General features: G+C 69.4%; 20 protein-coding genes. 8 read left to right on the top strand and 12 right to left on the bottom strand.

What is annotated here, in order from left to right:
• Positions 1-40 precede the first annotated feature (40 nt).
• Positions 41-625 carry a manganese efflux pump MntP gene (locus tag ACT3UN_RS05240; RefSeq protein ID WP_301443473.1) on the bottom strand — a complete coding sequence of 195 codons (585 nt, stop codon included), beginning with the start codon at positions 623-625 and terminating at the stop codon, positions 41-43.
• Between the two features lie 376 nt (positions 626-1,001).
• Between ACT3UN_RS05240 and ACT3UN_RS05235 the strand changes: the two genes are divergently transcribed.
• Genes ACT3UN_RS05235 through ACT3UN_RS05225 form a run of 3 tightly spaced genes read left to right on the top strand, consistent with a single transcriptional unit; the run spans position 1,002 to position 2,952 of the window.
• Positions 1,002-1,367: a GntR family transcriptional regulator gene (locus tag ACT3UN_RS05235; protein ID WP_444656628.1), complete on the top strand. Its 366-nt coding sequence runs from the start codon at positions 1,002-1,004 to the stop codon at positions 1,365-1,367.
• A gap of 2 nt (positions 1,368-1,369) precedes the next feature.
• On the top strand, positions 1,370-2,080 hold the full coding sequence (locus ACT3UN_RS05230; protein ID WP_441579627.1) for an ATP-binding cassette domain-containing protein: 711 nt from the start codon (positions 1,370-1,372) through the stop codon (positions 2,078-2,080).
• The gene (locus ACT3UN_RS05225; RefSeq protein ID WP_441582476.1) at positions 2,077-2,952 is read left to right on the top strand and encodes a hypothetical protein; all 876 of its coding nucleotides are present in this window, start codon (positions 2,077-2,079) and stop codon (positions 2,950-2,952) included. The genes ACT3UN_RS05230 and ACT3UN_RS05225 overlap by 4 nt, the downstream gene beginning before the upstream one ends.
• Positions 2,953-2,972: 20 nt before the next feature.
• On the opposite strand, the gene ACT3UN_RS05220 is transcribed toward ACT3UN_RS05225, so the two are convergent.
• Positions 2,973-4,583 (bottom strand): hypothetical protein, encoded by a 1,611-nt coding sequence (locus ACT3UN_RS05220; protein WP_444656623.1) that lies wholly within the window; start codon positions 4,581-4,583, stop codon positions 2,973-2,975.
• 74 nt (positions 4,584-4,657) lie between these two features.
• Positions 4,658-5,932, bottom strand: a complete 1,275-nt coding sequence (locus ACT3UN_RS05215; RefSeq protein WP_444656621.1) for a DUF3068 domain-containing protein — start codon at positions 5,930-5,932, stop codon at positions 4,658-4,660.
• 172 nt (positions 5,933-6,104) lie between these two features.
• Between ACT3UN_RS05215 and ACT3UN_RS05210 the strand changes: the two genes are divergently transcribed.
• Entirely contained in the window at positions 6,105-7,226 is a 1,122-nt protein-coding gene (locus ACT3UN_RS05210; protein WP_444656619.1) for an acyltransferase family protein, read from the top strand.
• A gap of 282 nt (positions 7,227-7,508) precedes the next feature.
• Here ACT3UN_RS05210 and ACT3UN_RS05205 read toward each other — a convergent pair whose 3' ends face one another.
• From ACT3UN_RS05205 to ACT3UN_RS05190, 4 genes are all read right to left on the bottom strand, one after another.
• Complete coding sequence (locus tag ACT3UN_RS05205) at positions 7,509-7,889, bottom strand: hypothetical protein (RefSeq protein ID WP_441582477.1); 381 nt, start codon at positions 7,887-7,889, stop codon at positions 7,509-7,511.
• Between the two features lie 1,283 nt (positions 7,890-9,172).
• Positions 9,173-12,847, bottom strand: a complete 3,675-nt coding sequence (locus ACT3UN_RS05200) for an alpha-(1->3)-arabinofuranosyltransferase domain-containing protein (RefSeq protein ID WP_444656617.1) — start codon at positions 12,845-12,847, stop codon at positions 9,173-9,175.
• 34 nt (positions 12,848-12,881) lie between these two features.
• Positions 12,882-13,076, bottom strand: coding sequence for a DUF2613 domain-containing protein (locus tag ACT3UN_RS05195; protein ID WP_301442583.1), 195 nt, complete (start codon positions 13,074-13,076; stop codon positions 12,882-12,884).
• A 60-nt stretch (positions 13,077-13,136) separates the two neighbouring features.
• Positions 13,137-13,733, bottom strand: coding sequence for a universal stress protein (locus ACT3UN_RS05190; protein WP_444656615.1), 597 nt, complete (start codon positions 13,731-13,733; stop codon positions 13,137-13,139).
• Positions 13,734-13,867: 134 nt separating this feature from the next.
• Here ACT3UN_RS05190 and ACT3UN_RS05185 point away from each other — a divergent pair, with 134 nt between their 5' ends.
• The gene (locus tag ACT3UN_RS05185) at positions 13,868-15,100 is read left to right on the top strand and encodes a glycoside hydrolase family 3 N-terminal domain-containing protein (RefSeq protein WP_301442585.1); all 1,233 of its coding nucleotides are present in this window, start codon (positions 13,868-13,870) and stop codon (positions 15,098-15,100) included.
• A gap of 199 nt (positions 15,101-15,299) precedes the next feature.
• Positions 15,300-16,889, top strand: a complete 1,590-nt coding sequence (locus ACT3UN_RS05180; RefSeq protein ID WP_301442586.1) for a VanW family protein — start codon at positions 15,300-15,302, stop codon at positions 16,887-16,889.
• A 975-nt stretch (positions 16,890-17,864) separates the two neighbouring features.
• Here the strand turns inward: ACT3UN_RS05180 and ACT3UN_RS05175 are convergent.
• The 5 genes from ACT3UN_RS05175 to ACT3UN_RS05155 are packed head-to-tail and all read right to left on the bottom strand — an operon-like array spanning position 17,865 to position 22,403.
• The gene (locus tag ACT3UN_RS05175) at positions 17,865-18,983 is read right to left on the bottom strand and encodes an acyltransferase family protein (RefSeq protein ID WP_441588176.1); all 1,119 of its coding nucleotides are present in this window, start codon (positions 18,981-18,983) and stop codon (positions 17,865-17,867) included.
• 50 nt (positions 18,984-19,033) lie between these two features.
• Positions 19,034-19,621: a hypothetical protein gene (locus ACT3UN_RS05170; RefSeq protein WP_301444291.1), complete on the bottom strand. Its 588-nt coding sequence runs from the start codon at positions 19,619-19,621 to the stop codon at positions 19,034-19,036.
• The gene (locus ACT3UN_RS05165; RefSeq protein WP_444656613.1) at positions 19,622-20,773 is read right to left on the bottom strand and encodes an acyltransferase family protein; all 1,152 of its coding nucleotides are present in this window, start codon (positions 20,771-20,773) and stop codon (positions 19,622-19,624) included.
• Positions 20,774-20,820: 47 nt separating this feature from the next.
• On the bottom strand, positions 20,821-21,330 hold the full coding sequence (locus ACT3UN_RS05160) for an arsenate reductase/protein-tyrosine-phosphatase family protein (RefSeq protein ID WP_441579113.1): 510 nt from the start codon (positions 21,328-21,330) through the stop codon (positions 20,821-20,823).
• Entirely contained in the window at positions 21,327-22,403 is a 1,077-nt protein-coding gene (locus ACT3UN_RS05155) for an acyltransferase family protein (RefSeq protein WP_441579114.1), read from the bottom strand. Before ACT3UN_RS05155 ends, ACT3UN_RS05160 begins: the two co-directional genes overlap by 4 nt.
• Before the next feature lie 180 nt (positions 22,404-22,583).
• Between ACT3UN_RS05155 and ACT3UN_RS05150 the strand changes: the two genes are divergently transcribed.
• Positions 22,584-23,846 carry a glycosyltransferase family 4 protein gene (locus ACT3UN_RS05150; RefSeq protein WP_301442987.1) on the top strand — a complete coding sequence of 421 codons (1,263 nt, stop codon included), beginning with the start codon at positions 22,584-22,586 and terminating at the stop codon, positions 23,844-23,846.
• Entirely contained in the window at positions 23,843-25,216 is a 1,374-nt protein-coding gene (locus tag ACT3UN_RS05145) for a polysaccharide pyruvyl transferase family protein (RefSeq protein WP_301442988.1), read from the top strand. Before ACT3UN_RS05150 ends, ACT3UN_RS05145 begins: the two co-directional genes overlap by 4 nt.
• Positions 25,217-25,238: the final 22 nt, after the last annotated feature.

Here is a 25,238-nt window from a genome sequence, read left to right as displayed (position 1 = left end):
GGGCATGAGTCAGATGACATGGGGTGAGGCAGGCGGCCTCTCAGGCGGTGAGGTGCTCGACGAGGATCGACGCGCCGATCCCGATGAGCACGAGCCCGCCGATGAACGTCGCCGGACGTCCCAGTCGGCGTCCGCCGTGGTGGCCGAGCCAGCCGCCGGCGAGGGACGCCAGGAACGTCGTCGCCCCGATCAGGCCCACGGCGACCAGGATGTTGATCGGCACCAGCGCGAAGCCGATGCCCACGGCGAGGGCGTCGATGCTGGTCGCGACGCCGAGGGTGAGCACGGCGCGCACGGTGAAGGACGTGGCGGGCGCGGTGCCCTCACCACCACCGCTGCCGTCCCCGCGTCCCTCGCGGACGGTGTCGACGATCATCTTCGTGCCGATGCCGGCGAGCATGGCGAAGGCGATCCAGTGGTCGATGCTCTCGACGAACCCGGCGACCGAGGACCCCACCGCCCAGCCGATCAGCGGCATGACCGCCTGGAAGACACCGAAGACCACGGAGAGCAGCAGGATGCGGCGCATCACGTGTTCGCGGATGGTGGTGCCCTGGACGACGGATACGGCGAAGGCGTCGGCGGAGACGCCCAGGGCGATGAGCAGGAGCTGGGTGGTTGTCATGGGGGAGGGACCTCTTCTTCGGCGGTTCCGGTGGTTCGGGCACGGGGCTGGGCCGAAGGTCTCGTTCGCCTGTCAACGGCTGCTGCACAGGTGGTGCGCCGGGCCGAGCGGGACGGCCGGTGTGTCGACACACCTCCGGTCGCGGGCGACCGGGAACTACTCCCCTTCACACAGGGTGACGCCGGCGGTGCGCCGTGCGTCGGGCAGTGACTTTAGCGGCAGGTCACAGAGTGCTAAAGCACGTTTTCCGGAGTTCGTGGCCCCAAACTCCGGCACGGGGGACCGTTGACAAAAACGCTTCACCGTGTCACTGTACTAGATACCTAATACAGGCGGACAATGGAGTGTCGCCTGTGGGACACGTGAGGAGGTGGCCGTGGAGTTCGACAACTCGTCCCCGATCTGGAACCAGCTGCTCCAGGAGTTCTCGCGGCGCATCGTCACCGGCGCATGGACCCCGGGGGAACGTCTCCCCGGCGTCCGCGAGCTGGCGGCCGAACTCGGGGTCAACCCCAACACCGTCCAGCGCTCGCTGGCCGAACTCGAACGCACCGGGCTGTGCCGCACCGAGCGCACCGCAGGACGTTTCGTCACCGACGACGCAGGACGCATCGACGACGAGCGCCAGGCGCTCGCCGACGGCGCCGTCGACGACTTCGTCCGACGCGTCCGCGGCCTCGGACTGGACTGGGACCAAGCGACACACCTCGTCACCACGAGGTGGACAGGACACGAGGAGTGACCGTGAACGACACAATTAACCAACCACTCGTCCGAACCCGTGGGCTCGGCAAGACCTACGGCAAGCGGGTCGCGCTCACCGGCGTGGACCTGGACCTGAACCCGGGGCAGATCGTGGGCCTGCTCGGCGAGAACGGCTGCGGCAAGACCACCCTGCTCAAGACCCTGGCCGGCGTGCTCGCCGGCTACGACGGGGACGTCGCCGTGGCCGGCCACGCACCCGGACCGGAGTCGAAGGCGCTGGTCTCCTTCCTGCCGGACGCCGGCTTCCTCTCCCCGTCCCACAGGGTCAGCTTCTGCCTGCGGATGTGGTCGGACTACTTCGCCGACTTCGACACCGACAAGGCCCGCGCGATGATCGCCGACTTCGGCATCGACGAGGAACTGCGCATCAAACAGCTCTCGAAGGGCATGCGGGAGGAGGTGCAGGTCGCGATCGCCATGTCGCGCCGGGTTCCGGTCTACCTGCTCGACGAACCGATCTCCGGGGTGGACCCCTCCGCCCGCGACTCGATCCTCAGGAGCATCATGGCGAACCTCTCGCCGGACTCGCTGCTGCTGATCTCCACACACCTCGTCCACGACCTCGAGCCGATGCTCGACGCGGTGGTGATGATGCGCTACGGACATGTGCTGCTCCAGGGCAGTGCCGACGACCTGCGCGCACACCACGGCACCAGCCTGGACGGCATCTTCCGGGAGGAGTACCGATGAGCACTGTAACCCCGACAACCCCGACCCCGACAACCCCCACCTCGACCCTCTTCCGTTACGAGTGGCTGCGCACCCGCTCGCTGCTCGGCGTCACCACCGGCCTTGCCACCCTCGGCGTGCTGCTCTGCTCGGTGCTGACATGGCTGGACTGGACCCTCTTCGGACCCCTGGCCGCGGCCGTCGGCATGATGCTCGTCATGGTCTTCACCCCGGTGATGCAGATCGTGCTGGCCGTGGACTACTGGCGTTCCAGCTACGGCGCGACCGGCTACCTCACCCAGACGCTGCCGGTGAAGGGCAGCCGGATCCTCACGGTGAAGCTGCTGTGGGCGGCGCTGGTGAGCACCGTCAGTCTGGTCGTCACTGTCCTGCTCGGCTGCGTGCTCTACACCGGGTTCTCCGTTCGTGACCCGCAGATCACCGGCCTCGGCGAGATGCTGGACGAGTTCTGGACGGCCCTCGGCGACTCCGGCGTGCCGGCCTGGCTGATCATCGGGGTGATCGTGGCCGGTTACCTGGCCATGCTCTCCGCACCGGTGCAGTACTACTTCTCGATCTCGGTCGGCAAGGAGCGGTGGCTGCAGACCCTCGGCCCCGGCGGCCCGGTGCTGGTGTTCTTCCTGCTGGGCATGGTCGCCCAGGTCGTGGCCCTGATCGGACTTTTCGCCATCCCGGTGGGCCTCAGCGGCGACGCGTCGGGCTGGACGCTGGGCAGCTACAGCCTGCTCGACGAGATCGACACCACCCCGGGCGTCTCCGGTCCCTACGACTCCGCGATGCCGCTCGGCTTCGTCCCGCCGATGGCGATCCTCATGCTGGTCTGCCTGTGGCGCACCTACTACTCCTGGAACCGCAAGATCGAGCTGGAGTGACCCGCGGTCCGCTGAGGTAGCTACTCCGTCACCTCGTACAGCCGCCACCCGTCGGACGCCCAGATCTCGCGGTGCTGCCCCAGCACAGCGTCCGCCCCGTCGGCGGCGTCGGAATCCCCGCCGTCCTGCACCAGCACCAGGTCCACGCCCCGCTCGGCGAGCCGGTCCTCGCCGGACGCCAACTCGGTGAGAGTGGCCACGGTGTCCGGGTCCCCGTCGACGAGTTGGCCGTCCACGATCAGGTACCCGGGGTCGACAGGCGCGCCGGGCACCATCTTCAGTGCCGGATCCAACGCCGGACGCCCCGCGACCATGCGGTAACTGCCCGGCGGCCACAGCATCGTCCGCGCCGTCCCCCCGTTCTCTTCTTGCCAGCGCGCGACCTCGTCGGACGCCTCGGCGTAGGCGGCGTCCAGCTGCACGGGGGCGACGTCGGCGACGTCGCGCGGCAGGGCGGGCACGCCCGCCCACACCAGCAGCAGGACTCCCAGGCCTGCCCACGTGCCCCGACGAGTCGGGCGCAGCCCGCAGGCCAGCAGCACCACCGCCCCGGGCAGGGCGAGGACCACGAACTTCTGGGTGTCGCGCACCAGGCCCGCACCGGGGAGGTTCTCGACGAACCAGCCGAGCACCGCCACGCCCGGGGGAGTGGCCGCGACCGCGGGCAGCAGCACGGCGAGGCCTGCCAGGCACACCAGCGGGACGCAGCGCAGCGTGCGGCGTCGGACCAGTACACCGGCGACGACGCAGGCGGCGACGGCGAGGACCACCCCGGCGCCGGTGCTCAGCGGGGCGAGGGCCTCGCGGGAGGCGGGGACTGCCTCGGCGTTCCAGATGCCGCCGAGCCCCGCCAGCGCCCCGAGCGTCCCCACCCCGGGTTCGGCGCGCGCGGCGAACAGCGCCGCACCCGCGGCGTCCGACCGTGCCGCCGAGGCCCCGGCGTTGAGCAGGGTGGGGACGACCCACGGCAGGGCGAGCACCACCGCAGTGCCGGCGACCACCGCCATGCGGCGCAGGCCGCCGGACGCCACCAGCGCCGTCACCGCCGCGAGCACCAGCCCCGTCGGGGTGAGTGCGCACACGGCCATGAGGAGCACGAGGGCGGGCAGTGAGCCACGCGTGCCACGCATCGCGGTGAGGGCGACCGTGGGCAGCAGCATACCGGCGGCCACCACCGACCAGTGCCCCTGCAGCAGCCGCTCGGCGACGAAGGGGCTCCACAGGGTCATCGCCGGGGCGATCGCCACGGCCGCACGGGTGCCCCCGACGTGCCGGGCGAGGGCGGCGGCGCCCAGCGCACCGACCCAGCCGGCGGCGAGCATCAGCACGCTGACCGTCACCGGCGGGGGGATCAGCGGCGACAACCAGGCCAGGACGGTGTCCTGGGGGACGGCGCGCGGCAGGCCGTCGCGTCCGGTGGCGAGGTCGTTCAGCACCATGGTGTGGGGTACGACCATGTCGCGCAGCACCAGCGACGGTGCGCCGGCGGCGTCTGCACCGAGCTGGTTGAGCTGGGTCAGCAGGAAGGGCCAGAGGACCGCGCACGTCAGCACCGCGCACCACAACGGCAGCAGCCACCGTGCGCGGCGCGACGCCGGACGCGGTGGCTGGGTGGGTGCCGGGGTGGTCATCGTCCTGATTCTAGGGGCCGGGCCCGGTGACCCCTATCGACCCCGGTCGCCCCGGTGGTGCCGGGGCGGGAATGTCAGCCGCGGTGGCGGCCCGACGAACGGGCGAGGATGATCCCGACGACGAGCAGGATCACGCCGATGATGCCCGCACCCCACGGGATGTAGGTGCCGATGAGGTCCATCGAGCGCAGGCCGTCCTTCGCGCGGTTCATCTGGTTCTCGTGGGTCTCGTCGTTGAACTCGCCGGGGTAGTACATGGCGGTACGGGTCGGGTTCGCCAGCTCACGCTCGCGGTTCTCCGGCTGGGCCATCTCCTCGGCCTCGGCGTCGTCGCGGGCGTAGTACATCCACACCTCCTCGGCACCGTGCACGATCACACCGGTGTCCGGCTGCACGCGCAGGGTGCGGTCCACGGTGTAGTAGCGGCTCATCTCGACCTCCGGGCCGAGGTCGGCGTCCTCGCCTTCAGCAGCGTCCTCGTCGTCGTCATTGGACGCCGCAGCGTCCTCTGAACCCTCGGTGTTCTCGGTGTCCTCGGGGTCCCACCCGTCGACCTCGTCGGGGGTCAGGCCCCACTTCGCGGCGGGGAAGGACAGCTTCAGCGATCCGAGGGACTGCTGGTCCGCGGCGCTGAGCTCTCCGTCGCCCTTGAGCATCGCCTCCACGTTCGGGTACATCTCCGACGGGCCGATCTGCTGCTCGAAACGGTAGACCGTCTCGCCGTCCATCTTCTCCTGGTCGACGAAGTCGATGTCGTTGGTCTCCATCAGCCGGTGGTCGAAGTAGGGGTAGGCCTTCTTCTCGGTGTTGAAGGGGAACTGGAACTGCAGTCCGGTGCGGGTGAACTGGGGGACGTCCTCGTTGACGTTGCCGCCGTCCACCCCGGGCGCGGTGATGTTCAGCGACGAGGTGGGCTCGTCGACCGGGTAGGCGCTCTCGCGGTCCAGGGTCACGCGGTCGATCTCGGCGGACAGCAGGTTGTCCGGCTCCGGCAGGTCCGCCTGGTACACGGTGCCACCGGCCTCGAGGGTGACCTCCTTGTCGTCGGTGGGATCCTGGGCGCGCACGAAACGCTGGGACTGGATGTCCGTCTCCGGCCAGATGAAGCAGCTCACGACCTTGTTCTCGCCCCGGCACTCCGGCAGCGACTCCTTGCCGGCCACCGGTTCGTCGGCGGCGAGCGCGGCGGCGTCGGTCAGGATCCCCGGGGCGACCTTCGTGACCGTCGCCGACTCGATGTCCTTCGGGATGACCTTGCCCTTCGGCAGGACGTAGAGCGGCTGTGCCAGCGCGATGACCAGCAGAGCGGCGCCGAGGATGATGGCGAGGTGGGAGAAGACCTTCTTCATGGGGGTCTGGTTCCTGTCCTGGTGTACGTCAACGAGCGGGGAATCCACAGCTACTTTACCTCCTGAAACTACGGCGTCGTGGAGGGACACGCCAGGAATCCGGCGCCGGTGACGGGGGTTCACCGACGGGACGGGCGCGCGGGCCGTCCTGTCCACGGTAACCTGATCGGCGATGAGCCAGTCGATCCGGTCCCGGAAATCCTTCCTCCCCGCCCTGGAGGGGATGCGCGCGGTCGCCGCGTTGGGGATCATCGTCGCCCATGTGGCCTTCCAGACGGGCAACGACACCGGCGGGCTGGTCAACCGCATGATGGCGCGCCTGGACTTCTTCGTCCCGGTGTTCTTCGCCCTGTCGGGGTTCCTGCTGTGGCGCCGCCACGCCGCGGAGACCAGGTGGGGGGCGTACTACGTGAAACGTCTGGGGCGGATCCTGCCGGCGTACTGGGTGACGGTGGTCGTCGTCCTGCTGCTGTTCCCGGTCGCCTCGGAGGGCGGGGCGCCGGGCCCGGTGGCGACGGTGGCGAACCTGCTGTTGCTGCAGAACTACGTGCCGGACGGCCTGGTCGGCGGGCTCACGCACCTGTGGTCGTTGTGCGTGGAGATGTTCTTCTACCTGCTGATGCCGGTCCTCGCGCTGGCGGTGGGACGCCGCACCCGGCGGGTGCGGGTGGCGGCGATCGTGGCGGTGGGCTGCCTTAGCTACGTCTGGCCGTTCGTCGCGTGGCACGACGCGGCAGTCAACGCGCACATCATGCCGTGGGCGTTCCTGTCCTGGTTCGGGGTGGGACTGCTCGCCGCGGAGCTGGAGGGGTGGCTGCAGGACGCTGCGGGCGGGTGCCACGTGAGGACGGTGGACGCCGTGCGCCGCTGGGCGCGGCGACGGTGGCTGTGGTTGCTGCTCGCGGTGCTCGCGGTGCTCGTGGCCGCGCTGGACGGTCCGGAGGGCCTGGTGACGGCGGGGGACGGGGAGTTCGCCCGCCGCAACTTCTACGGCCTGGTCTTCGCCGCGTGCCTGATCGTGCCGTGGGCGGTGGCGCCTGCGTCGCGGGTGCTGGACTCGGCGGCGATGCAGGCGTTGGGCCGGTGGTCGTACTCGATATTCCTGTGGCACATGGCGATGTTGTCGCTGGTGTTCCCGCTGCTGGGGATCGGACTGTTCCAGGGGGAGATGCTGCTGGTGCTCGTGGCGACGGTGGTGCTCACCATTCCCGTGGCGGCGCTGAGTTACGCACTGGTGGAGGACCCCGCGCGCCGGGCGGTGAACCGGTGGTGGCAGGGGCGGGCCACCAGGTGACCGACGGGGTGACCGACTAGGTCGCCGACGGGCGCCGCGTTTGCGGCCTATCTTTCGTTGGTATGCGGTACTTCCGGGAACTGCGCGTGGGCGGATTGTATTTTACTATCGACGAGGAGCTCTCGATGCTTGTCGGAGAGTCGCACTTCCGATTCTTTCAATTCCGGCGTCAACCAACCATGCGCCTGTGTGGATGGTTGAAATTTTAAGGATATCGAAATATGTAGGTCGGCGATACTGATTCTTCGGGAGTTACCGAGACACTTTACCGGAAATGTATTTCTAAAGCAATATCTCTGCATTCCATAAATACTTTGGCGATGGCGGAATTGCCGTCAAGCTTACGTGGTAACGAGCTAGGGTGAATAGCAGAAACATACCCAGGCTGAGACCGAAATATGCCAGAAGTGACGTTTCTGTAAATATGCAGAAGAAAGTAGGAATGAAGAGGGCGATCGAGAAGTTGAAGAATGTAGCCTCCGCAATCTGTCGACTTATCGGACAGTTCGAAGCTTTCTCGACTATCAATAGTACGACTAAAATTCCAATCGCATACACTGTGACAGTGAATATCCCCCATATCTTCAGGTCTTCCATTGGTATTCCACCTATATTTCTTCTAGTTGAAACGGTATTGGGCGGGGTCTCTAGCTGCTCGGGCATTCATGTCGTCGCCTCATTGCGAAGGCGTCCCCGAGCTGTGGCCCCAGGGGAACCATGACTGGCGCCGTAGGTACCGTAAGTGACCCAAGGGTCGCGCCCGTCCGGGTCCTCGTCATTCCTGCCTTATTTTCTTCAGTGAGGGGCAGCGGCAGTGTCGCCAGCATGCTTCGGTTCGTTGGCTGTATCTGACACTCTCTAGTTAGCGAATATAATGTTGCCTGTCACGTCCAGCCGTCGGTTGGCTTGGGGATTGACGAAAACAGGGGCGAAAATAGGGGCACTGTACATTCAGTTTAAGTAAGCTGCGCCGGCCAGTGGAACCTGGTCTCGTCGTGTGACGGTCTAGCTGATCTTATCATTCTCGTTCCCGGGTCTCTTCGATTTTCTCCGGAAAAGGCTGGCCTACCTCGAAGTGCCTTGGCGGAGTAGGTCCACCAACCCAGTCGTCGAAGAAATTCATCTTCGGTACATCGCCTGGGTTATCACGTCGAGACCTCTTCTTTCTGCTCCAGATGATGAGCACTATCACTGGGGACAGTGTTATCAGCGTACCCAACAGTGCGAGTAGTAGTGAACTCATTGTGCCCGTTCTTTAAGGGATCGGAAATTCTGCGATCTGATTGCCGAGCGGAATATCCATCGGTCCGCGGTTGACTTGCGTTTGTCACGGGATGGTCGGGGTCATTGCTGCTAGGTCGAGGGGCAGCGGTTGCGGTGATGCTCACCGCCGCCGCGGAGATCCTGCGGCTGACTTCGACGGGAGTGTTCCTCGTGAAAGTCTTGAAGTTATCGTATCGAACGCTACGGGATAAAAGCCAGGAGAATATCATCACAGTTCTATATCGATCTGATCTCTGTCTTGGGCGTGAACGGCGCGGTAGGGGTCACCGGCCGGCTCACGGTGGCAATGGCGGGTGCCGCGCAGGAGATGCTCAACCGTCGTTGCCTGAGTCATGAACTCGGGTATCTGCGCTGGTGTACTTGGCGGAGTTGGGACAAGTCGCTTTTCACTCCCCGGCGACACCATGGTGGTGTCGACATGGCGGGTCAGAGAGTGGCGCCGTCGGGACCAGCGGGGTGGTGACTGTTCTGGCTTGATCCTTTGTCGGGATACAGAGGCTCGTGGGAGCGCGCTGCAGTTCCAGATGGGCGGCGTCACTGCGTAGGCGCTTCCGGATCCTACTTGATAGATCTATCAAGTAGCTATCAAGTAGAACTGTCGTCGCAGGTCACGGTGGGAGGCTACTTGTCATCCGACCTATCAAGTAGCTATCAAGTAGCCATCACGTAGGTGGCGCGCCCCGATGGTGAGGCTGCTTGACGGGGATCTGCCCGCAGGCGGTGGCGGTGAGGCAGGCGAGGAACAGCAGCTGCACCGTCCAGGAGTAGCCGGCGTAGTCACCGCCGCCCCACGGGGAGCGGACCATCAGGGCCGTGGCAATCCCGCCCAACACCATCGCCAGCGCCGTCGGACGGCTTACCCAGTGCACGACTCGGCGCACAGTGGGCCACACTCCCGACGCTGGCAGGCGGTTGACCAGGGCAGGACCCGCCAGACTGACGGCCATGGTCGCCACGGCCGCGCCCACGCCCGCCACACCGCCGAGTACGGCGGAGAGCGCCAGCACACCGGCTCCGACCAGAAGGCCACGGGCCAGAGGATGCGGACGACCCGTCGGGGCGTCGATGGAGACATCGCCCGTGGTGCTCGCCGCAGGGCTGCCGTTGACGCCGGCCCGGGAGCCGTGCCGCCGTGCCGTCCACAGTGCGGCCACCCACCCCAGCAGCAGCACCAGCGCCCCGAGCAGGCCGGCACCCAACCAGCGCTGGTAGGTGTCGGTGGCGGTGAAGTGCACGTCGAGAGCGGCGGTGATCTCCTCATCGCTCATGTCGTCGGCCAGCCCGGCGGGCACCACCCAACCCTGCTGCCAGCCGTTCACCTTCACCGAGTCCAGCGCAGTGCCGTCGAGCTCGGCGGTGCGGCCGTCGTTGACGGCGGTGGACGTCACCACGACCCGGTCGCCGGACGCTGTACTGTCTCCGGACGCCGCAGCGTCCTGCGTCGTGGCCCCGTCCTGCCTATTCAGGGCGATCCACCGGTCCCGGCTGCGGACCTCGTGCTCGCCGGCGTCGAGCTGCACGGTGTCCCCGCAGGCGACCGGGACCCCGTCGATGCTGCTCACGGTGTCCTCGCCGGCGGCGCAGCGGTCGGAGTCCACCTGCACGGTCACCGGCGCACCGGCGTCCGGCACGGTGACGGTGCGGCGCAGCTCGAACTCGTAGATCTCCTGGCCCAGCACCCACCGGTCGGGAACACCAGCACCATCAATACCGGCAGCGCCGGCGGGGACGACGATGTCGCGGCGTGGCGTCACGTCCTGCCCGCTGGCCATCTCGGTCAGGGTGATCTCCCCGAGCCCCGGATCGCCCCACGAGCCGACGATGCGCAGCTCCACCCGGTCGGCTTCCCCGCTGGGCAGCACCAGCGGACGGTCGGAGTCGTCGGCCTCGCGGTAGCCGGGGATGAGCATCGTCGTCGAGGCCACGGTGTCCCCGTCGAGGTACGTGGTGGCCTGCACCCGCACCGGGCTTCCGGCGGCGCGGGCCTCCAACGACATCTGCGACACCGGGCGGGCCAGGTCGAGGGTCAGCGTCTGGTTGATCGGCGAGCCGGTGCCCGGACGCCACGCGGTCTCGGTGACCCCGTCGACCGCGGCGGACGGCCCGGAGTACGCCTGCGCCCCGCCGAGCGACGTCGGGTCGGACGCCGAGGAGCTCGCCGTGATCCTCCCGTTGCTCTCGCGGACCTGCGTGAGCTCGGAGTCGTCGAGGCCGGTGGGGTAGTCGCGGGCGGGGTTGCGGGTGTCGCGCGCGTCGTCGACGGAGCGGATGTCGGACTCCGCGCCGACGACGTTGCCGTAGTTGTGCTCGCGCAGGGCCGGGGTGTCGGTCACCGTGTCCACGGCCGACTCGTCGTCCGCCGAACCGTCCGGCAGATCCTGGCGCAGGATCCGGTCGCGCGGGGAACGTCCGGCCGCGGCGTCGGCCGCCGCCAGGCGCGGCAGCACCTCCGGCCCACCGGCGGTGACCTCCAGGTCCCCGGCGTCGACCACACGCGGGCCGGACGCAGCGGCGTCTGTGCCGCCTGTACCGTCCACCCGGAAGATCCTGATGTCGCCGTCACCGCCGCCTCCGTCGCCGCCGCCTCCGTCGCCGAAGTCGGCGACCTCGCTGAAACCGTCGGACGCCGCGGAGTCGGTGAGCGTGCGCAGGACGGCCCGGGCACCGGGGGTGTCCGCGGTACGCGCCAGGTCGGTGCGCACCAGCACGAAGCCCACACCCTGCTGCGCCATCGCGTCCGCCAGCGCCGGGTTCGCCCCGGACGCACCCTCGGCGACGACCTCGCGCTGCAGGCCGTCCAACCCACGGATCGCCTCCGGCGGCACCAACGGCACCGCGTCGCGCACCACCCAGGGGACGTCCAGCAGCGCCTGCGCCGGCTCGTCGCGGGTGTTGCCCCACGTCTGACGGGCGGTGCGGGCCTCCGGGAGGATCATCGTGCGCGAGTCCGCCGCACCGTTGGCCGGGTCGTTGAGCCAGTCCGCGGCCTGCTGCCAGTACCCCGGGACCTGCCGGAAACCGTCCTCCGGCACCAGGCGTCCGGTCCACGCCGGCGCGCACGCCACCGCCACCACCAGCGCCACCGTCGTGCACGCCACCACCGGCCGGTTGTGCTCCGGACGCAGCCACGCCGCACGCTCACGCGGGACGTCCAGCCCGCCGAGCAGGTGGGCGAACCCCGCGATCAACGGCAGGTGCACCAGGGCGTCGAACTTGTGCAGGTTGCGCAGCGGCGCACCCGCACCGTCCAGGAAACTCTGGACGGGGCCGGCGACCGGGGAGAACGGGGAGGCTGCCACGCCGAACACCAGCACGCCGGCGCCCAGCATCAGCAGCCACGTGCCGGCGAAGGGCATCGGACGCGTACGGGTGGCACCGCGTGCGAAGCCGCCGCGCGCCAGACCTGCCAGCCCCAGCAGCGCCACGGCCAGCGTCGCCGCGACGAAGACCGCCTCGGTGGCCAGCGCGAAACCCGCCTCACGCTCGGTCGACAGGAACGCCGTCCAGCTCGTGGTGCCGCGCAGCACCTCACCCAGGTTGAACCAGTGCGTGGTCAGTCCCGCGGCCTCGATGTAGTCGGTGAACGGCGGGGAGTAGCGGCCCAGGATCAGCAGCGGGCCGACCCACCAGAAGCAGGCCAGGACACCGCCGGGAATCCACCAGGCGGCGAAACGCCAGGCCGTCCGGCGGCGCACCGCGGCCCCCGCGCCACCGGCGAACACCCCCTGCGCCAGCCACCACAGCACCGCCGGCACCACCGCGGCCAGCGTGGCCACCGCGTTGACCGCCCCCAGACACAGCACCGCCACGGCCGAGCCGAGCGCCGCGGCGGCGACCCGCCGGCTCGTCGGACGTGGGCCCGCCACCAGGATCCGCACCACCGGCAGCATGATCCACGGCACCAGCGCCACCGTCCACGCCTCCGAGGAGATCGCCCCCAGCGTGGTCAGGATGCGCGGGCTCAACGCGAAGAGCACCGCCGCCACCAGGCGTGACAGGCGCGACCCGGTGGCCGTGGCCTCCAGGAGTTTGAGTGCCCCGGCGAAGGCGAGGAACAGCAGCAGTGCCCACCACAGCCGTTGCGTCACCCAGTCGGGCAGGGGGTCCAGCAGGGCGAAGAACAGGCCCTGGGGGAAGAGGTAGCCGTAGGCCTGGTTCTGCAGCTGGCCCAGCGGGAAGACATCCGTCCACGGCGACAGCGCCTGCGAGAGGAAACCCCACGGGTCGGCCGTGAGGTCGTGCTTGGTGTCGGCGACGGTCAGCCCCGGTCCCTGGAGCAGGGCCACCACCAGCCAGAGGAGGCCGGCGAGGCCCCAGCCGCGGCGGGAGAGCGTCACACCTGTCGGTATCGTCTGTATCGTTCGGCGGCCGCTAGCGGCGCTCGCCGTACTGGATGGAGCCCATCACCGCGTCGTCCACCGCGATCTGGTTCGACGGCAGGTCGGAGGAGTCCGCGATGCTGCCGGCGAACAGGGCCGCGGCACCACCGAGCACGACGCCGACGACGGCGGAGGCGACGGCGGGGCCGAGCGTGCGGCGGGGCTGGGAGTCGGTCTCGGTCGGCATGGGTTATCCCGTCAGTGGGTCGGAGGCGTGTGGGGCGGCGGCGATATTCACCAGATGATACTACCTGGTCGGCGCGTCGCCCGAACCCGCGTCGGAGGCCGTGTCGACGGAGTCCGCCGTGTCGGTGCCGTCCTCGTCCTCGTCCTCGACGGGCGGGACGATGAGCACCGGGCGCCCGGCGTGCTTGACCAGGCTGTCGGACACGCTGGACTGCAGCAGCGAACGCCACCCGCTCAGCGCGCGGGAACCGGCCACGATGATGCTCACGTCGAGCTCACGGGCGGCGTCCACGATCGCACTCCAGATCGCCGTCGCCGACTCCACCAGGAAGGGCTCGGTGGTGAAGCCCTGCGCCTCGGCGAGGGAGACGCCCTCGCGGCAGATCGCCACCGCGTCGGAGTAGGCGGGGTCCTCGGTGTCGTCGGTGACCGAGGACCAGTCGTGCTGCATCATGCCGCTCATGCCGGCGGTGCGGGCCGCCTGACGGTGGATCGGCTCCCAGACGGTGAGGATGTAGATGTTGCGGGTCGACAGGAACCGCCCGGCGTACTCGATCGCCCCGCGGGCCTCGTCGGAGCCGTCGAAGGCGATGAGTACGGTGTCGCCCTCGAACGACCCGAGCGTGCCGACTGTCTCTGTGCTGGATTCGCTAGCCATGGCCCCGAGCGTAGTACGGTCGGGGTGCGATATGGCGGCACGGTGGTGAAGAAACCGTAAATTCCCTGGCAAACACTTCGCCGTGCCCCCGCCCCGACGATCCCACGACGATCCAGAGAGCCTGAGGCCCACCCGTGAGCGCTGTCCGACGCACCCCAGTCACCGTCCTCGCCCTCGCCGCCACCGGCGCGCTCGCGCTCGGCACCGCGGCGTGCTCCTCGCAGGACGCCGACAGTGCCGGGACCACCGCGGCGGCGCCCACCTCCGCCGCGGCGTCCGGCACGTCCGGCGCGGAGGAACCGGACGCGCAGGACGGTACGGACGCCGGGACGTCCTGCGTGGACGGTGAACAGGACGTGGCGCAGCTGGCGGCGTCCACCCTCGCCGTCGGTGTCGTCGGCTTCGACGACGCCGCGGCGGCCGTCGACGCCGGGGTGCGCCACATGTTCATCGGCTCGTCCACCGACCTGTCCATGCTCGACGGGCAGGGCGACCCGGAGCGCAGCGTCACCGCACTCAAGGAGCGTGCCGCGGCCGCCGGCGGGGAGCTGACCGTCTCCGTCGACGAGGAGGGCGGCCAGGTCCAACGCCTCGGCGAGATCATCGGCGAGCTGCCGGCCGCCCGCGAACTGGCGGACACCCTGAGCCCGGAGGAGGTCCGTGGGGTCTTCGCCGAGCACGGGCGCAAGATGCACGACCTGGGCATCACCATGGACTTCGCCCCGGTGGTGGACCTCGCCGGCGGGGAGTCGATCAGCGACAACGCCATCGGTGACCGGGCGTTCTCCGACGACCCGCAGGTCGTCACCGACTACGGGCGCGCCGCCGTCGACGGCCTGCTCGACGCCGACGTGACCCCGGTGATCAAGCACTTCCCCGGTCACGGCCACGCCACCGGCGACTCCCACGAGGGCACCGTCACCACCCCGCCCATCGAGGAGATGGGCGCCGACCTCGCACCTTTCGCCGAGCTGTGGCAGATCCCCGGAGTGGCCGTGATGGTCGGGCACATGCAGACCCCCGGGCTGGACGCCGGCGACGTCCTCGGCGCGGACACGCCGTCCTCGCTGAACCCGGCGGCGTACACGGCGATGCGCGACGGGCTGGACGGTTCCGGCCCCGGTTCCAGCCCCGGTTTCGATGGCGTCGTCTTCACCGACGACCTCACCGGCATGCAGGCCATCACCGACCTGCACTCCGGCCCGGAGGCCGTGGTCGCGGCGCTGAACGCCGGGGCGGACGCACCGCTGACGTCCACCGCGGCGGACGTCCCGGCGACCGTCGACGGCCTCGTCGCCGCCGTGGAGTCCGGCGACCTCGACCGGGCGCGGCTGGAGGAGGCCGCCGAACGGCTGTGCTCTGTGTGAGGTCCGGGGTGAGGTTTTTGCCGCCTCAGGTTCCGCCTCAGGATAATCTCCGGTTATTGTGAAGGGCGTGAGCAGTAGCAACCCGAACGACAACACCCCCGAGGCCACGACGCACCGGCGCAAGCGTCGGCTGTGGCCGGTGTGGACCGTCGCCGGCATCGTCGGCATCGGTGGGATCCTCTACGCCACCGACCTGATCATGACCGAGGGCAACGTGCCCCGCGGTGTGACCGTCGGCGGGGTCGATGTGGGCTCGATGTCCAAGGACCAGGCCGAGGCCCGGCTGAGGAACCAGCTCGCCGAGGGCGTCCGCGCCCCGGTGGAGGTCACCGCCGGCGAGATGTCCACCAGCATCGACCCCGCGAAGTCGGGACTGTCGGTGGACTGGGCGGCCACGATCGACCAGGCCGGCCAGCAGCCGCTGAACCCGGTAACCCGGGTGATGAGCTTCTTCGAGCAGCGTGAGGTCGGCACCGTGAGCGCCTACAACGACGAGCTGCTCGACAACACCCTCACGCGCGTGGAGCAGGACCTCACCCGCGACCCGGAGAACGCCGCGCTGGCCATCGACGACCGTGGCGCCGCCGACATCACCGACGACGTGCCCGGCCAGGCCGTCGACTCCGGTGAGCTGCGCGAACAGGTCCGCGACCACTGGCTCAACGACCAGCGCGAGGTCAGCGTCGACGCCGACGTCACCCAGGCCGACGTCCGGCGCGACGCCGCCGACGAGGCCGTCACCGAGGTCGTCGACAAGGTCACCAACGGTGACGTGGTCTTCGCCGGACGTGACGACACCGACGGTGTGCTGCGTCCGGGGGACATGGGGCGCATCGTCACCTTCGTGCCCGAGGACGGCGACTTCCGCGTGGACTGGAACCGCGACGCCGCCGAGGAGATCCTCGACGCCCAGCTCGGCTCCACCGAGGTGGAGTACCGCGACGCCGGCTTCAACATCAACGGGCGCGACGTGCAGGTCACCCCCTCGCAGGACGGGGTGACCATCGACTGGGAGAAGACCCTCGACCCCGTCGAGGACAAGCTGCTCGACACCGACGAGCGCCGTCACGAGGTCACCTACGAGGACGAGAAGGCCACCTACACCACCGAGATGGCGCAGCGTGCCAGCTTCGACGACGTGGTCGGCACCTTCACCTCCGGCGGCTTCGCCGACGATTCCGGGGTGAACATCCGACGTGTCGCCGAGCAGGTCGACGGGGCCGTGGTGCTGCCCGGGGAGACCTTCAGCCTCAACGGCTACACCGGCCCGCGTGGCGAGGCCCAGGGCTACGTGGACGCCGGCATCATCCAGGACGGTCACGCCGACACCGCCGTCGGCGGCGGCATCAGCCAGTTCGCCACCACCCTCTACAACGCCTCCTACTTCGCCGGGATGGAGGACGTGGCGCACACGCCGCACTCCTACTACATCAGCCGCTACCCGGCCGGACGCGAGGCGACGGTCTTCGAGGGCGCGATCGACCTGCAGTTCAAGAACACCTTCGACACCCCGGTGCTCATCGAGGCCAGTGCGGACTCCAGTTCACTGACCGTGGACATCCGCGGGGTGAAGGAGGTCGACGTCTCCTCCGACACCGGTGAGCGCACGAACTTCACCGACCCGGAGCGCATCGAGCTCTCCGGCGACAACTGCTCGCCGTCCTCGGGCGCGCGTGGTTTCACGGTGACCGACACCCGGACCGTGCGTGACCTGGGCGGCGCGGTGGTCTCGCGGGACACCACGACCACGGTCTACGACCCGGCACCGATCGTGACCTGCTCGGACTGAGTTCTAACCGGACCGTAGCGCGCAGGAAACTGACCGGTTACATGGTAGTTCTAGATTTGTAGGCAGTCCTCGGGAATGCCGGGGGCAACCCCTCATAAGGAGAACTATCATGGGTCTTGTTTCTGGTCTTGTCGGTATCGTCGGCGATCTTCTTCACCTGCTGCTCGGCGGTCTGTGACCTGATTTTCCGCTCTTTTTCCGGGGCCTGCGCGTGGCATTCAGCCACCCGCGGGCCCCTTTTTTCTGCCCTGGGGAGGGGATGGGCGGTCAAGTCCCCGGACGTGGTGGCTCCAGCGCCGTGGTGGGTGGCGCGGTGAGGGGCCAAGATCGAGCGTGGGGTGTTTGAATCCCCGGGTTCAGCCATCCCACGCTCGATCTTCGCCCCTGTATCCAGCAGCCGTCCCCGCACACGGTCGGGCCCGCCACCGGAAGGGAATTCCGGGGGCGGGCCCGATCGTTCTCGTTCTCATGTGCCGTCGACGACCATTTATAGGAGAGGTCCCGGGCGGTTTCCACGCGCGGCACCTGGAGAGGAGAGGAGAGAGCGGTGCGGCGTGGGCGTTGAGGGGTGCGGTGCCCGGGGAGGGCGTGGACGGCTGTTGAGTTGAGGAGCCAGCGGCGGCGGCCGGGGTGAGGTGGGGCGGGGACGTCCACGGCTAGAGACGCTGAGAGACACCGTTGTCGGACATGCCCGTCCACCTGCGTTCGAGGAGAGAACCGGGGGGCCCGGCCGCTCGTCGCTGGCGTGCCAAGAAGATAGGCAGGCCAGTTGGTCATCTGCAACGGCAGGAAACGGGCTCTGGGGGTGGCCACATGGCCACCGTCAACGATCCCCCCAAGGAAATTGACAGCATTCTTCCAGTACAGACGTACTATCGTTTTTCCGGAGCAATCGTTACGGGGCCGACGGGAAAGTTCTTCCGGGGGTGGAACTTCTCCAAGTATATGCTTAGCTCATTTTCCTGACATGATCCTTCAAGTTCGGGGAAATGAGCCGGTAACCGGGGCGTCGTCTGCAGGATGCCGGGACGCCGGGGCCCCTGACTTCCCTGAGGCCCCTGTGGCCTTCGCTGGACGCGTGTTCGCTCCCTCGCCGGGCCACGGGGCGATGAACAGTCCCGGCACCGGGCGCAGCACCCGCCAGACCAGCAGGGTGCCGGCCACGGTGAGCACGGTGAGCACCACGGTGCCGCCCGCGGCGGTCAGCGGGGTGGAGGTCAGCTGCGGGTCCGCGGTGAGCAGCACGCCGATGACGGGCAGGTGCAGCAGGTACACCGGCAGGGTGTTGCGTCCGAACCAGTCCAGGTGCAGCCACGGCAGGTACCGGGCGATGAGGGTGGCGGCGATGATGCCGGTGGCCATGCCCAGCACGGTCAGCGGCAGCCAGCACACCGACGTCAGGCCGATACCGGTCACGGTGACCCCGGCGATGCCCGCGGCCCACACCCCGCCCACGGCGACGAGCAGCAGTACGCTGGCACGTCCGGCGACCGCGGCGATCACCCGGTGGCCGTAGACGCCGAACTGGAAGACCAGGAAGTGGGTGAGCGTGCGCTCCCAGGCGAAGTTGTCGATGCCCAGCCACCCGAACGCGACCGGCAGGGACACCACGGCGCCGATCCCGAACTGCAGCCACAGCGGCAGCGGGCGCATCAGCTTCACGGCGGCGTAGTAGATGGCCAGGGCGTAGATGAACCACGGGCCGTACGTGGGGTCGATCGGCACCTCGAGGATGCGCAGGAGGGTGTCGTAGCTGTCGTTCCAGGGGAACACCTGGGCGCTCAGGGCCCACAGGGCGCTCCACAGCAGGAACAGCCACAGGAACGGCCCGAGGCGGTTCTGCACCTGCCACGGCCAGGGCCGGTCGACGCGGCGCAGGAAGAAGTAGCCGGCCATGGCGAAGAACAGGGGCATGCGTACGGTGCGCAGCGGGGACATGGCGTCCAGCACGCGCGGGTCGTACCAGGACTGGTCGACGGCGGCGGTGGCGACGTGCATGAGAACGACGAGGAGGATCGCCGCACCCTTGACGGTGTCTATCCAGGTGACGCGGGAGGGTGGTGAAGACGGCGAGGAGAGAGTACGGGCTGACATGTGGATCCTTGGGGTGTGTGAGGGGGTGCGGGGTGTGTGGGGGGAGGCCTTCAGCAGTCGAGGGTCTTCATCGCGCGGCCCCAGCCGGCGGTCTGGTAGACGGCCTGCTTGAGGTGGTTGACCACGGAGCGCGGGCTCTCGGGACGGTTCACGGAGAGGTCACCGTCCCAGCACCGTTCGAAGTACAGGCGGACGCGTTCGACGTGTTCACGCCCGGTGGACAGCACCATGGCGGACTCCCAGCCGTTGTCCTCGGCAAGGTCGGCGAACTCCCGGGCCTCCCCGCGGGTGGTGGAGGGCTCGGGGGCGAAGCAGTGCACGCGCACGCCCTCCAGCGGGGCGCACCAGGCGTCGTGGAAGCGTTGCACGCCGGTGGGGTCGGAGATCACCAGGTCGGAGATGCCCTGCTCCTGGGCGAGTTGCCGGGCGGCGAGCGCATCGGACGGTGCGGCGCCGCCGACCTGCATGAGCACGTCGACGTCCGCCGGCAGCGGGTCGAGGCGCGGCAGGTAGATCTTCGTCAGGGCGAAGAACCCCCACAGGCACAGCAGGAACGCCAGCAGCAGGACGCCCACCGCACGCGCGTGGGCCCCCGTGGTGCGGGGGCGCAGATGTGTGCGGGGACGTGGGCGGGGCATTCAGGAGTTCCCCACCGGCAGCTGCCCGCTGCCCTCCCGGTCAGGACGCTGCGGCGCCGGCGCCGCGTCGGACGCCGCGTCGGACGCAGCGTCGGACGCAGCGTCGGATGCCGGGGCGTCCTGCCCGGTCTGCGCAGTCGGGGACTTACGCGCGGTGCGCGTGTTCGCGCCCTCGCCGGTCCACGGGACGATGAAGACACCGGGGATCCCGCGGATCACCCGCCAGATCAGCAGTGCGACCACCACGGTCAGTGCGGTGCCGAGCAGTGGCACACCCACGGCCACCGGTGTGGTGGAGGGCAGGTCGAGGTCGACGCTGTAGAACACGCCCAGCAGCGGGATGTGCAGCAGGTAGATCGGCAGGGTGTTCTTGCCGACCCACGCCAGGCGCAGGCCCGAGGCGTGCCGGTCGATCAGCACCGCCGCGGTCACGCCCATCGCCATACCCAGCAGGGTCACCGGGATACGCGCCAGGTTGTCCAGCCCCAGGCCCACGAAGAACAGGGCCGCGGTGCCGGCGCCCCACGCCGCGCCGAGTCCCAGCAGCCACCACACGTTCGCCCGGCCGGCCATGGACGTCAACGCCCGGTTGCCGAGTGCACCGATCTGGAAGGTGATGAAGTGGGTGAGCAGCGAGGTCCACACCCACGAGTCGACCGTGAGGAAACCGCAGGCCACCGGCAGGGACACCGCCGCGCCGATCACGAACTGCAGCCACACCGGCAGCGGACGCATCAGCTTGACCACCACGAAGTAGATCGCCAGGGCGTAGATGTACCACGGGCCGATCGAGGGGTCCACGAACAGCAGGACGAACTGGCGGACGTCCGTGCCGCCGTTGCGCTCGACGGGCAGGAACTGGAAGACCAGCAGCCACACCGCCGTCCACACGACGAACAGCCACAGGAACGGGCCGATGCGGTTGCGCAGCTGCCAGGCCCACGGCCGGTCCACCCGGCGCAGGAAGAAGAACCCGGACATCGCGAAGAACAGGGGCATGCGCACGGTCAGCAGCGCGGAGGTGAACATGGAGAGCTGGTCGCCGGACCAGGACTTCGGTTCGGCGAGGGCGACCGCGTGGTAGAGGACGACGAGGATCACGGCGATGCCCTTGACCGTGTCGATCCAGGTGAGCCGTGTGAGGGGCGGCATGGGGGCTCCTAGCGGGGGAGAGGGTGGTGGGGTGTCGGTGGGGTGTTCTAGTGGGAGAGGAGGTCGACGACGGCGCTGACGTCGGCGGCGACGTCGTCGAGCAGACGGTCGTAGTCCCCGGTGGAGGAGAAACCCACCGGGTCGGTGTGGTCGTGGGTCACCCGCGGCAGCCGGTTGCGCTGGTGGGGGAGCTGGGTCAGGGACGTCAGCTCGCCGCCGCGGTGCCACTCGGCGAGCTGGTGCAGCCGGAAGGTGCGCTTGAGCATCGCCGGGGCGAGGCGCAGGCAGTGGTCCACGTGGGACTTCTCCAGGCCGACGACCAGGTCGGCGTCCTTCAGCACGTGCCGGTCGACGCGCCGGGCGGTGAAGCCGGAACCGTCCACGCCGCGCCCGGCGAGGTACTCCAGGGAGCGCGGGTCCATCGGGTAGCCGGTCATGCCGGACGTTCCGGCGCTGGTCACGGTGACGCCGGAGTTCCGGTCGAGGCCGTCGCGCAGCAGGTACTCGGCCACCGGGGAGCGGCAGATGTTGCCGGTGCAGACGAACAGCACGTTCATCGTCTCGTCCCTCCTGCCTTCTCGCCGAGAACGACCCGGCCCACGCGGAACTTGCGCAGCACGACAACGCCCAGGATGGACAGGCCCACCCCGCCGACGGTCAGGGCCACGAACAGTACCGGGACCGAGGTCACGCCCGCCGCCGAGGCCACCGCGCGGCAGGCGCCGATGGCGAAGGAGTGCAGTAGGAAGATGCCCGAGGAGTAGCCGCCGATCCAGGCCAGCCGGCGGTCGGCGAGTTTCCAGCCGAGGAAGACCAGGGGGAACAGGATACCCAGGGCGATGCCCACCAGGCTGTGGCGGGAGTCGAAGGCGCCGTCGATGCCCGGGAACGCGCCGGCCAGGGAGAACTGCACGGCCACGGCCACGACCACCAGCAGCACGGTGCAGCCGGCCAGGACGGCACGGTTGGCGGGGATCAACGAGAAGCGGGTCAGCGCCACGCCGGCGAGGAAGAACGGGGCGAGGGTCAGCGTCTGGCCCAGCTGCAGGAAGCGGAAGTACTCGGTCTGGGTCAGCACCACCACGACCAGCGAGGCGGTGAACAGCAGGGCGAAGTTGAGGCGCGTGGACAGCAGCCGGCGCGAGTCCAGCAGCGCGACCACGGCGAAGAGCCAGAAGGTGGTGAGCAGGAACCAGTAGGGGCTCAGCGAGTACAGCAGCCAGTGCACCGGGTCGAGGTCCCGGGAGGAGTTCGTGCCGGTCAGGTACACCTGCGTCAGCCCGATGGCGGGCACGAAGATCACGTAGGGCACCAGCAGCCGGCGGGCCTTCTTGCCCATGAAGGAGCGGTAGCCGGACACGTCGGTGAGTGGACGCCAGGCGTACACCAGCCCGGCGAGCAGCGTGAACAGCGGCATGCGCAGGTAGTCGACGGAGTCGGTGTAGTAGCGCAGCGCGCTGTCGTCGCCGACCTGGATGCCGTCGGCGGCGTTGTAGCCGATGACGTGGAAGGTCACCAGGAACAGGCAGGCGACGCCGCGAAGCGTGTCGACCGGGAGATTGCGGGACGCCGCACGCGCGCCGCGTGGCGACGCGACGGCAGCGTCCTGCCGGATCTTGTTGGAGGTCATCGAGGAACGTCCTACGGGTGTGAGGGGTGTGACCGGGGCGCAGGGGGGAGAGAGGGGGAGAGCACAGGGAGAGAGTGGGAGAGGGAGAGTGCCCCGGTGAGTCACCCTCATCCTAGGCAGGGACCGGTGGCCGGGCAACGTGACGGGCACGAGTGCGGCGGCTGGCCTACAATGTGCCCCATGTCCAATGTCGACAGGTCCCTCACCCTGCCGTCGGAAGCCAGGACACTCTGGGTCCACTGGGGTCGCACAGGCGGCGGCCCCCGGTTCCTCGCCGATCTCGTCGACGGCGACACCGACTCCACCAGGGCGTTCCAGGCTTCCGCTGAGCACGAGTCAGCGCAATCAGCGCAGGCACCTTCCCCAGCGTCCTTCCTCTCCTACAACCCCGACGCGGAGATCGCACCGCGGTTCGCCGCGCAGGCCCGCGGCGGTGTGCCGGCGTTCCCGGTGCCCACCTACAACTCCACCGCCGGGGTGGTCCTCGGGCTTCCCCGGCTGCTGCTCAACGCGGTGCGTCTGCGCCGGTGGATCCGTTCACACCGGATCGAACGGGTGGTCTGCGTGATGGAGAGCGTCTACCAGTCGCTCGCCCTGCCGCTGCTCATCCCGCGCGACGTGGAGTACGTGGCCTGCATCCACGACGGTTCCGCCCACCCGGGCGAGGGCAACGTGGTCCAGGCGGTGGGCCGGCGCAATGAACTGCGCCGCGCCGACCGCGTCGTCACCTTCTCCTCGGCGGTCACCGACGTGCTCGCCGGGCAGGTGGACGTGCCGGTCTCCACCGGCAGCCACCCGCCGTTCGACCTGCAGGACGCCGCGACCACGCCGCGCGAGCTGCCGCCGGCGGGCCTGCCCGGCGGGGTGCCGGTCATCGGCCTGTTCGGCCGGCTGCAGAAGTACAAGGGCATCGACGTCGCACTCGAGGCGATGGAGATCCTGCGCGGGCGGGACGCACCGTCCTGCGAACTGCACATCATCGGCTCCGGCCCGGAGGAGCGCCTGCGCGAGACCCCGCTGGGGCAACAGGCCACCTGGGACAACCGGTGGATCCCGGAGGACGAGGTCACCGAGGTGGTGCGTGGTTTCGACATCATGCTGCTGCCCTACACCGAGGCCAGCCAGTCCGGCCCGGTGACCCTGGCACTGGCCCACGCGGTGCCGTGCGTGGGGACGCCCGTCGGCGCGATCCCCGACCAGGTCGAGGGCTTCGGCGTGGTCGCAGAATCCGCCTCCCCGGAGGCCGTGGCCGATGCCGTGGAGTCGCTGCTGCGCGACCCGCAGCGCTACCGGGAGCTCTCCGCCGGGGCGATCCGCCGCGTCGCCGAGCAGCCCGACTGGTCGGACCTGGCGGAACTGATCCGCGCCGGGGACGCCGCCTACGCAGAAGGCGCAGCCGGTGCTGCAGAAGGCGCACAGGACAAGCAGGAGGTGCGCCCGTGACCTCTCTCGTGAGCTCACCCGTGAACACCGTCCGTACCGTCCTGAGCGAGCACACCCCGGCCGAGATCGCCCGCGCCGTGGCCCACCGGGCGTCCTCCGTGGACCGGTTGATGGCGCTGGAACGCCGCGCGTCCCTGACGCTCGCCGGACGTGGCACCACAGGACGTGGCACCACAGGACGCGGGAGTGCAGGACGCCGCGCCGCGGCCACCCGCCCCGTCGACCTGCTGGTCACCACCGTCGGCAACGGCAACATCGGTGACCAGGCCATGTTCGAGGCAGCGTTGGGCAAACTGGGCAAGCTCGGCGCGACGTCGGGCGGCCGCATCATCGCCGTCGTCCCCTCCGCCGACGCCTTCACCGTCCCGCCCGTCTACGCCGACCGGGTGACCCTGGTGGAGCTGCCCGCCCTGACCGACGGCAACCTGCTCACCGCCGGGCTCGCCCGCCGCCGGCTGACCAGCTACTTCCCCACGGCACGCAGCCTCACCGTCATCGGCGCCGACGTCATGGACGGCGGCTACCAGGGACGCGAGGCCGCACTGCGTCTGCTCGCCCTGGAGCTCGGCGCGCGCGCCGGGCTGGACTGCCGTGTGCTCGGCTTCAGCTGGTCGGCCCACCCCGACCCCTACGTCCTGCAGCGCTTCCGCGACCTCGACCAGGACGTCCAGCTCTTCGCCCGCGACGCGGTGTCGCGCGAACGCATGGGCGGCGCGGGCATCGGTGGTGTCGGTCTGGCCGCCGACATCGTGTTCACCCACCGCATCGACGCGGCGTCCACCCCCTTCGGCGACTGGGCAGGGCGGCAGCAGGACGACGCCCGCCGCGTCGCGGTGGTCAACGTCTCCGGCCTCGTGCTCAAGCGACTGTCCAGGTCGGGCGGCGCGCAGACCTACCTCGACGAGATGGCGGAGACCGTGCGCCGCCTCGTCGCCCGCGACTGGTCGGTGGTGCTGGTGCCGCACGTGGTGCGCGCCGGCGACGACGACCTCGACGCCTGCCGGCAGGTCCACGACCGACTGCAGGACGCCGCCACCGCACCGTACGTGACACTCGCCGACCGGCTGCTCAGCCCGGCGGAGGTGCTCGGCATCGTCACCCACGCCGACGTGGTGGTCTCCGCGCGCATGCACCTGGGCATCCTGACGCTGTCCAGCGGCCGGCCCTGCGTGCTCTTCGACACCCAGGGCAAGGTCGAGGGCCTGATGCGCGAGTTCGGGCTGTCCGACTGCGTGCTCGCCCCCGCCGAGACCACCGCCGACCGGCTGGTCGCCATGGTCGACACCGCCCGGGCCGTGGCCCGCGACACCGACGCCCTGTCCACCGGGCTGGCCACGATGACGGCGAAGGCCGAACTCAACTTCGCCTGACCCTCCCAGCACACCCCTCAGC

The organism is Corynebacterium sp. AOP12-C2-36, assembly GCF_052379185.1.
GTDB lineage: Bacteria > Actinomycetota > Actinomycetes > Mycobacteriales > Mycobacteriaceae > Corynebacterium.
This window is presented reverse-complemented; position numbering and strand designations above follow the sequence as displayed.

Bases quoted from the DNA above. Each gene is read 5' to 3' on its own strand.
- ACT3UN_RS05225 (WP_441582476.1), top strand. From the start codon at position 2,077: ATGAGCACTGTAACCCCGACAACCCCGACCCCGACAACCCCCACCTCG.
- ACT3UN_RS05215 (WP_444656621.1), bottom strand. From the start codon at position 5,932: ATGAAGAAGGTCTTCTCCCACCTCGCCATCATCCTCGGCGCCGCTCTG.
- ACT3UN_RS05220 (WP_444656623.1), bottom strand. From the start codon at position 4,583: ATGACCACCCCGGCACCCACCCAGCCACCGCGTCCGGCGTCGCGCCGC.
- ACT3UN_RS05180 (WP_301442586.1), top strand. From the start codon at position 15,300: ATGACCGAGGGCAACGTGCCCCGCGGTGTGACCGTCGGCGGGGTCGAT.
- ACT3UN_RS05210 (WP_444656619.1), top strand. From the start codon at position 6,105: ATGAGCCAGTCGATCCGGTCCCGGAAATCCTTCCTCCCCGCCCTGGAG.
- ACT3UN_RS05175 (WP_441588176.1), bottom strand. From the start codon at position 18,983: ATGTCAGCCCGTACTCTCTCCTCGCCGTCTTCACCACCCTCCCGCGTC.
- ACT3UN_RS05170 (WP_301444291.1), bottom strand. From the start codon at position 19,621: ATGCCCCGCCCACGTCCCCGCACACATCTGCGCCCCCGCACCACGGGG.
- ACT3UN_RS05165 (WP_444656613.1), bottom strand. From the start codon at position 20,773: ATGCCGCCCCTCACACGGCTCACCTGGATCGACACGGTCAAGGGCATC.
- ACT3UN_RS05240 (WP_301443473.1), bottom strand. From the start codon at position 625: ATGACAACCACCCAGCTCCTGCTCATCGCCCTGGGCGTCTCCGCCGAC.
- ACT3UN_RS05150 (WP_301442987.1), top strand. From the start codon at position 22,584: ATGTCCAATGTCGACAGGTCCCTCACCCTGCCGTCGGAAGCCAGGACA.
- ACT3UN_RS05160 (WP_441579113.1), bottom strand. From the start codon at position 21,330: ATGAACGTGCTGTTCGTCTGCACCGGCAACATCTGCCGCTCCCCGGTG.
- ACT3UN_RS05205 (WP_441582477.1), bottom strand. From the start codon at position 7,889: ATGCCCGAGCAGCTAGAGACCCCGCCCAATACCGTTTCAACTAGAAGA.
- ACT3UN_RS05190 (WP_444656615.1), bottom strand. From the start codon at position 13,733: ATGGCTAGCGAATCCAGCACAGAGACAGTCGGCACGCTCGGGTCGTTC.
- ACT3UN_RS05195 (WP_301442583.1), bottom strand. From the start codon at position 13,076: ATGCCGACCGAGACCGACTCCCAGCCCCGCCGCACGCTCGGCCCCGCC.
- ACT3UN_RS05155 (WP_441579114.1), bottom strand. From the start codon at position 22,403: ATGACCTCCAACAAGATCCGGCAGGACGCTGCCGTCGCGTCGCCACGC.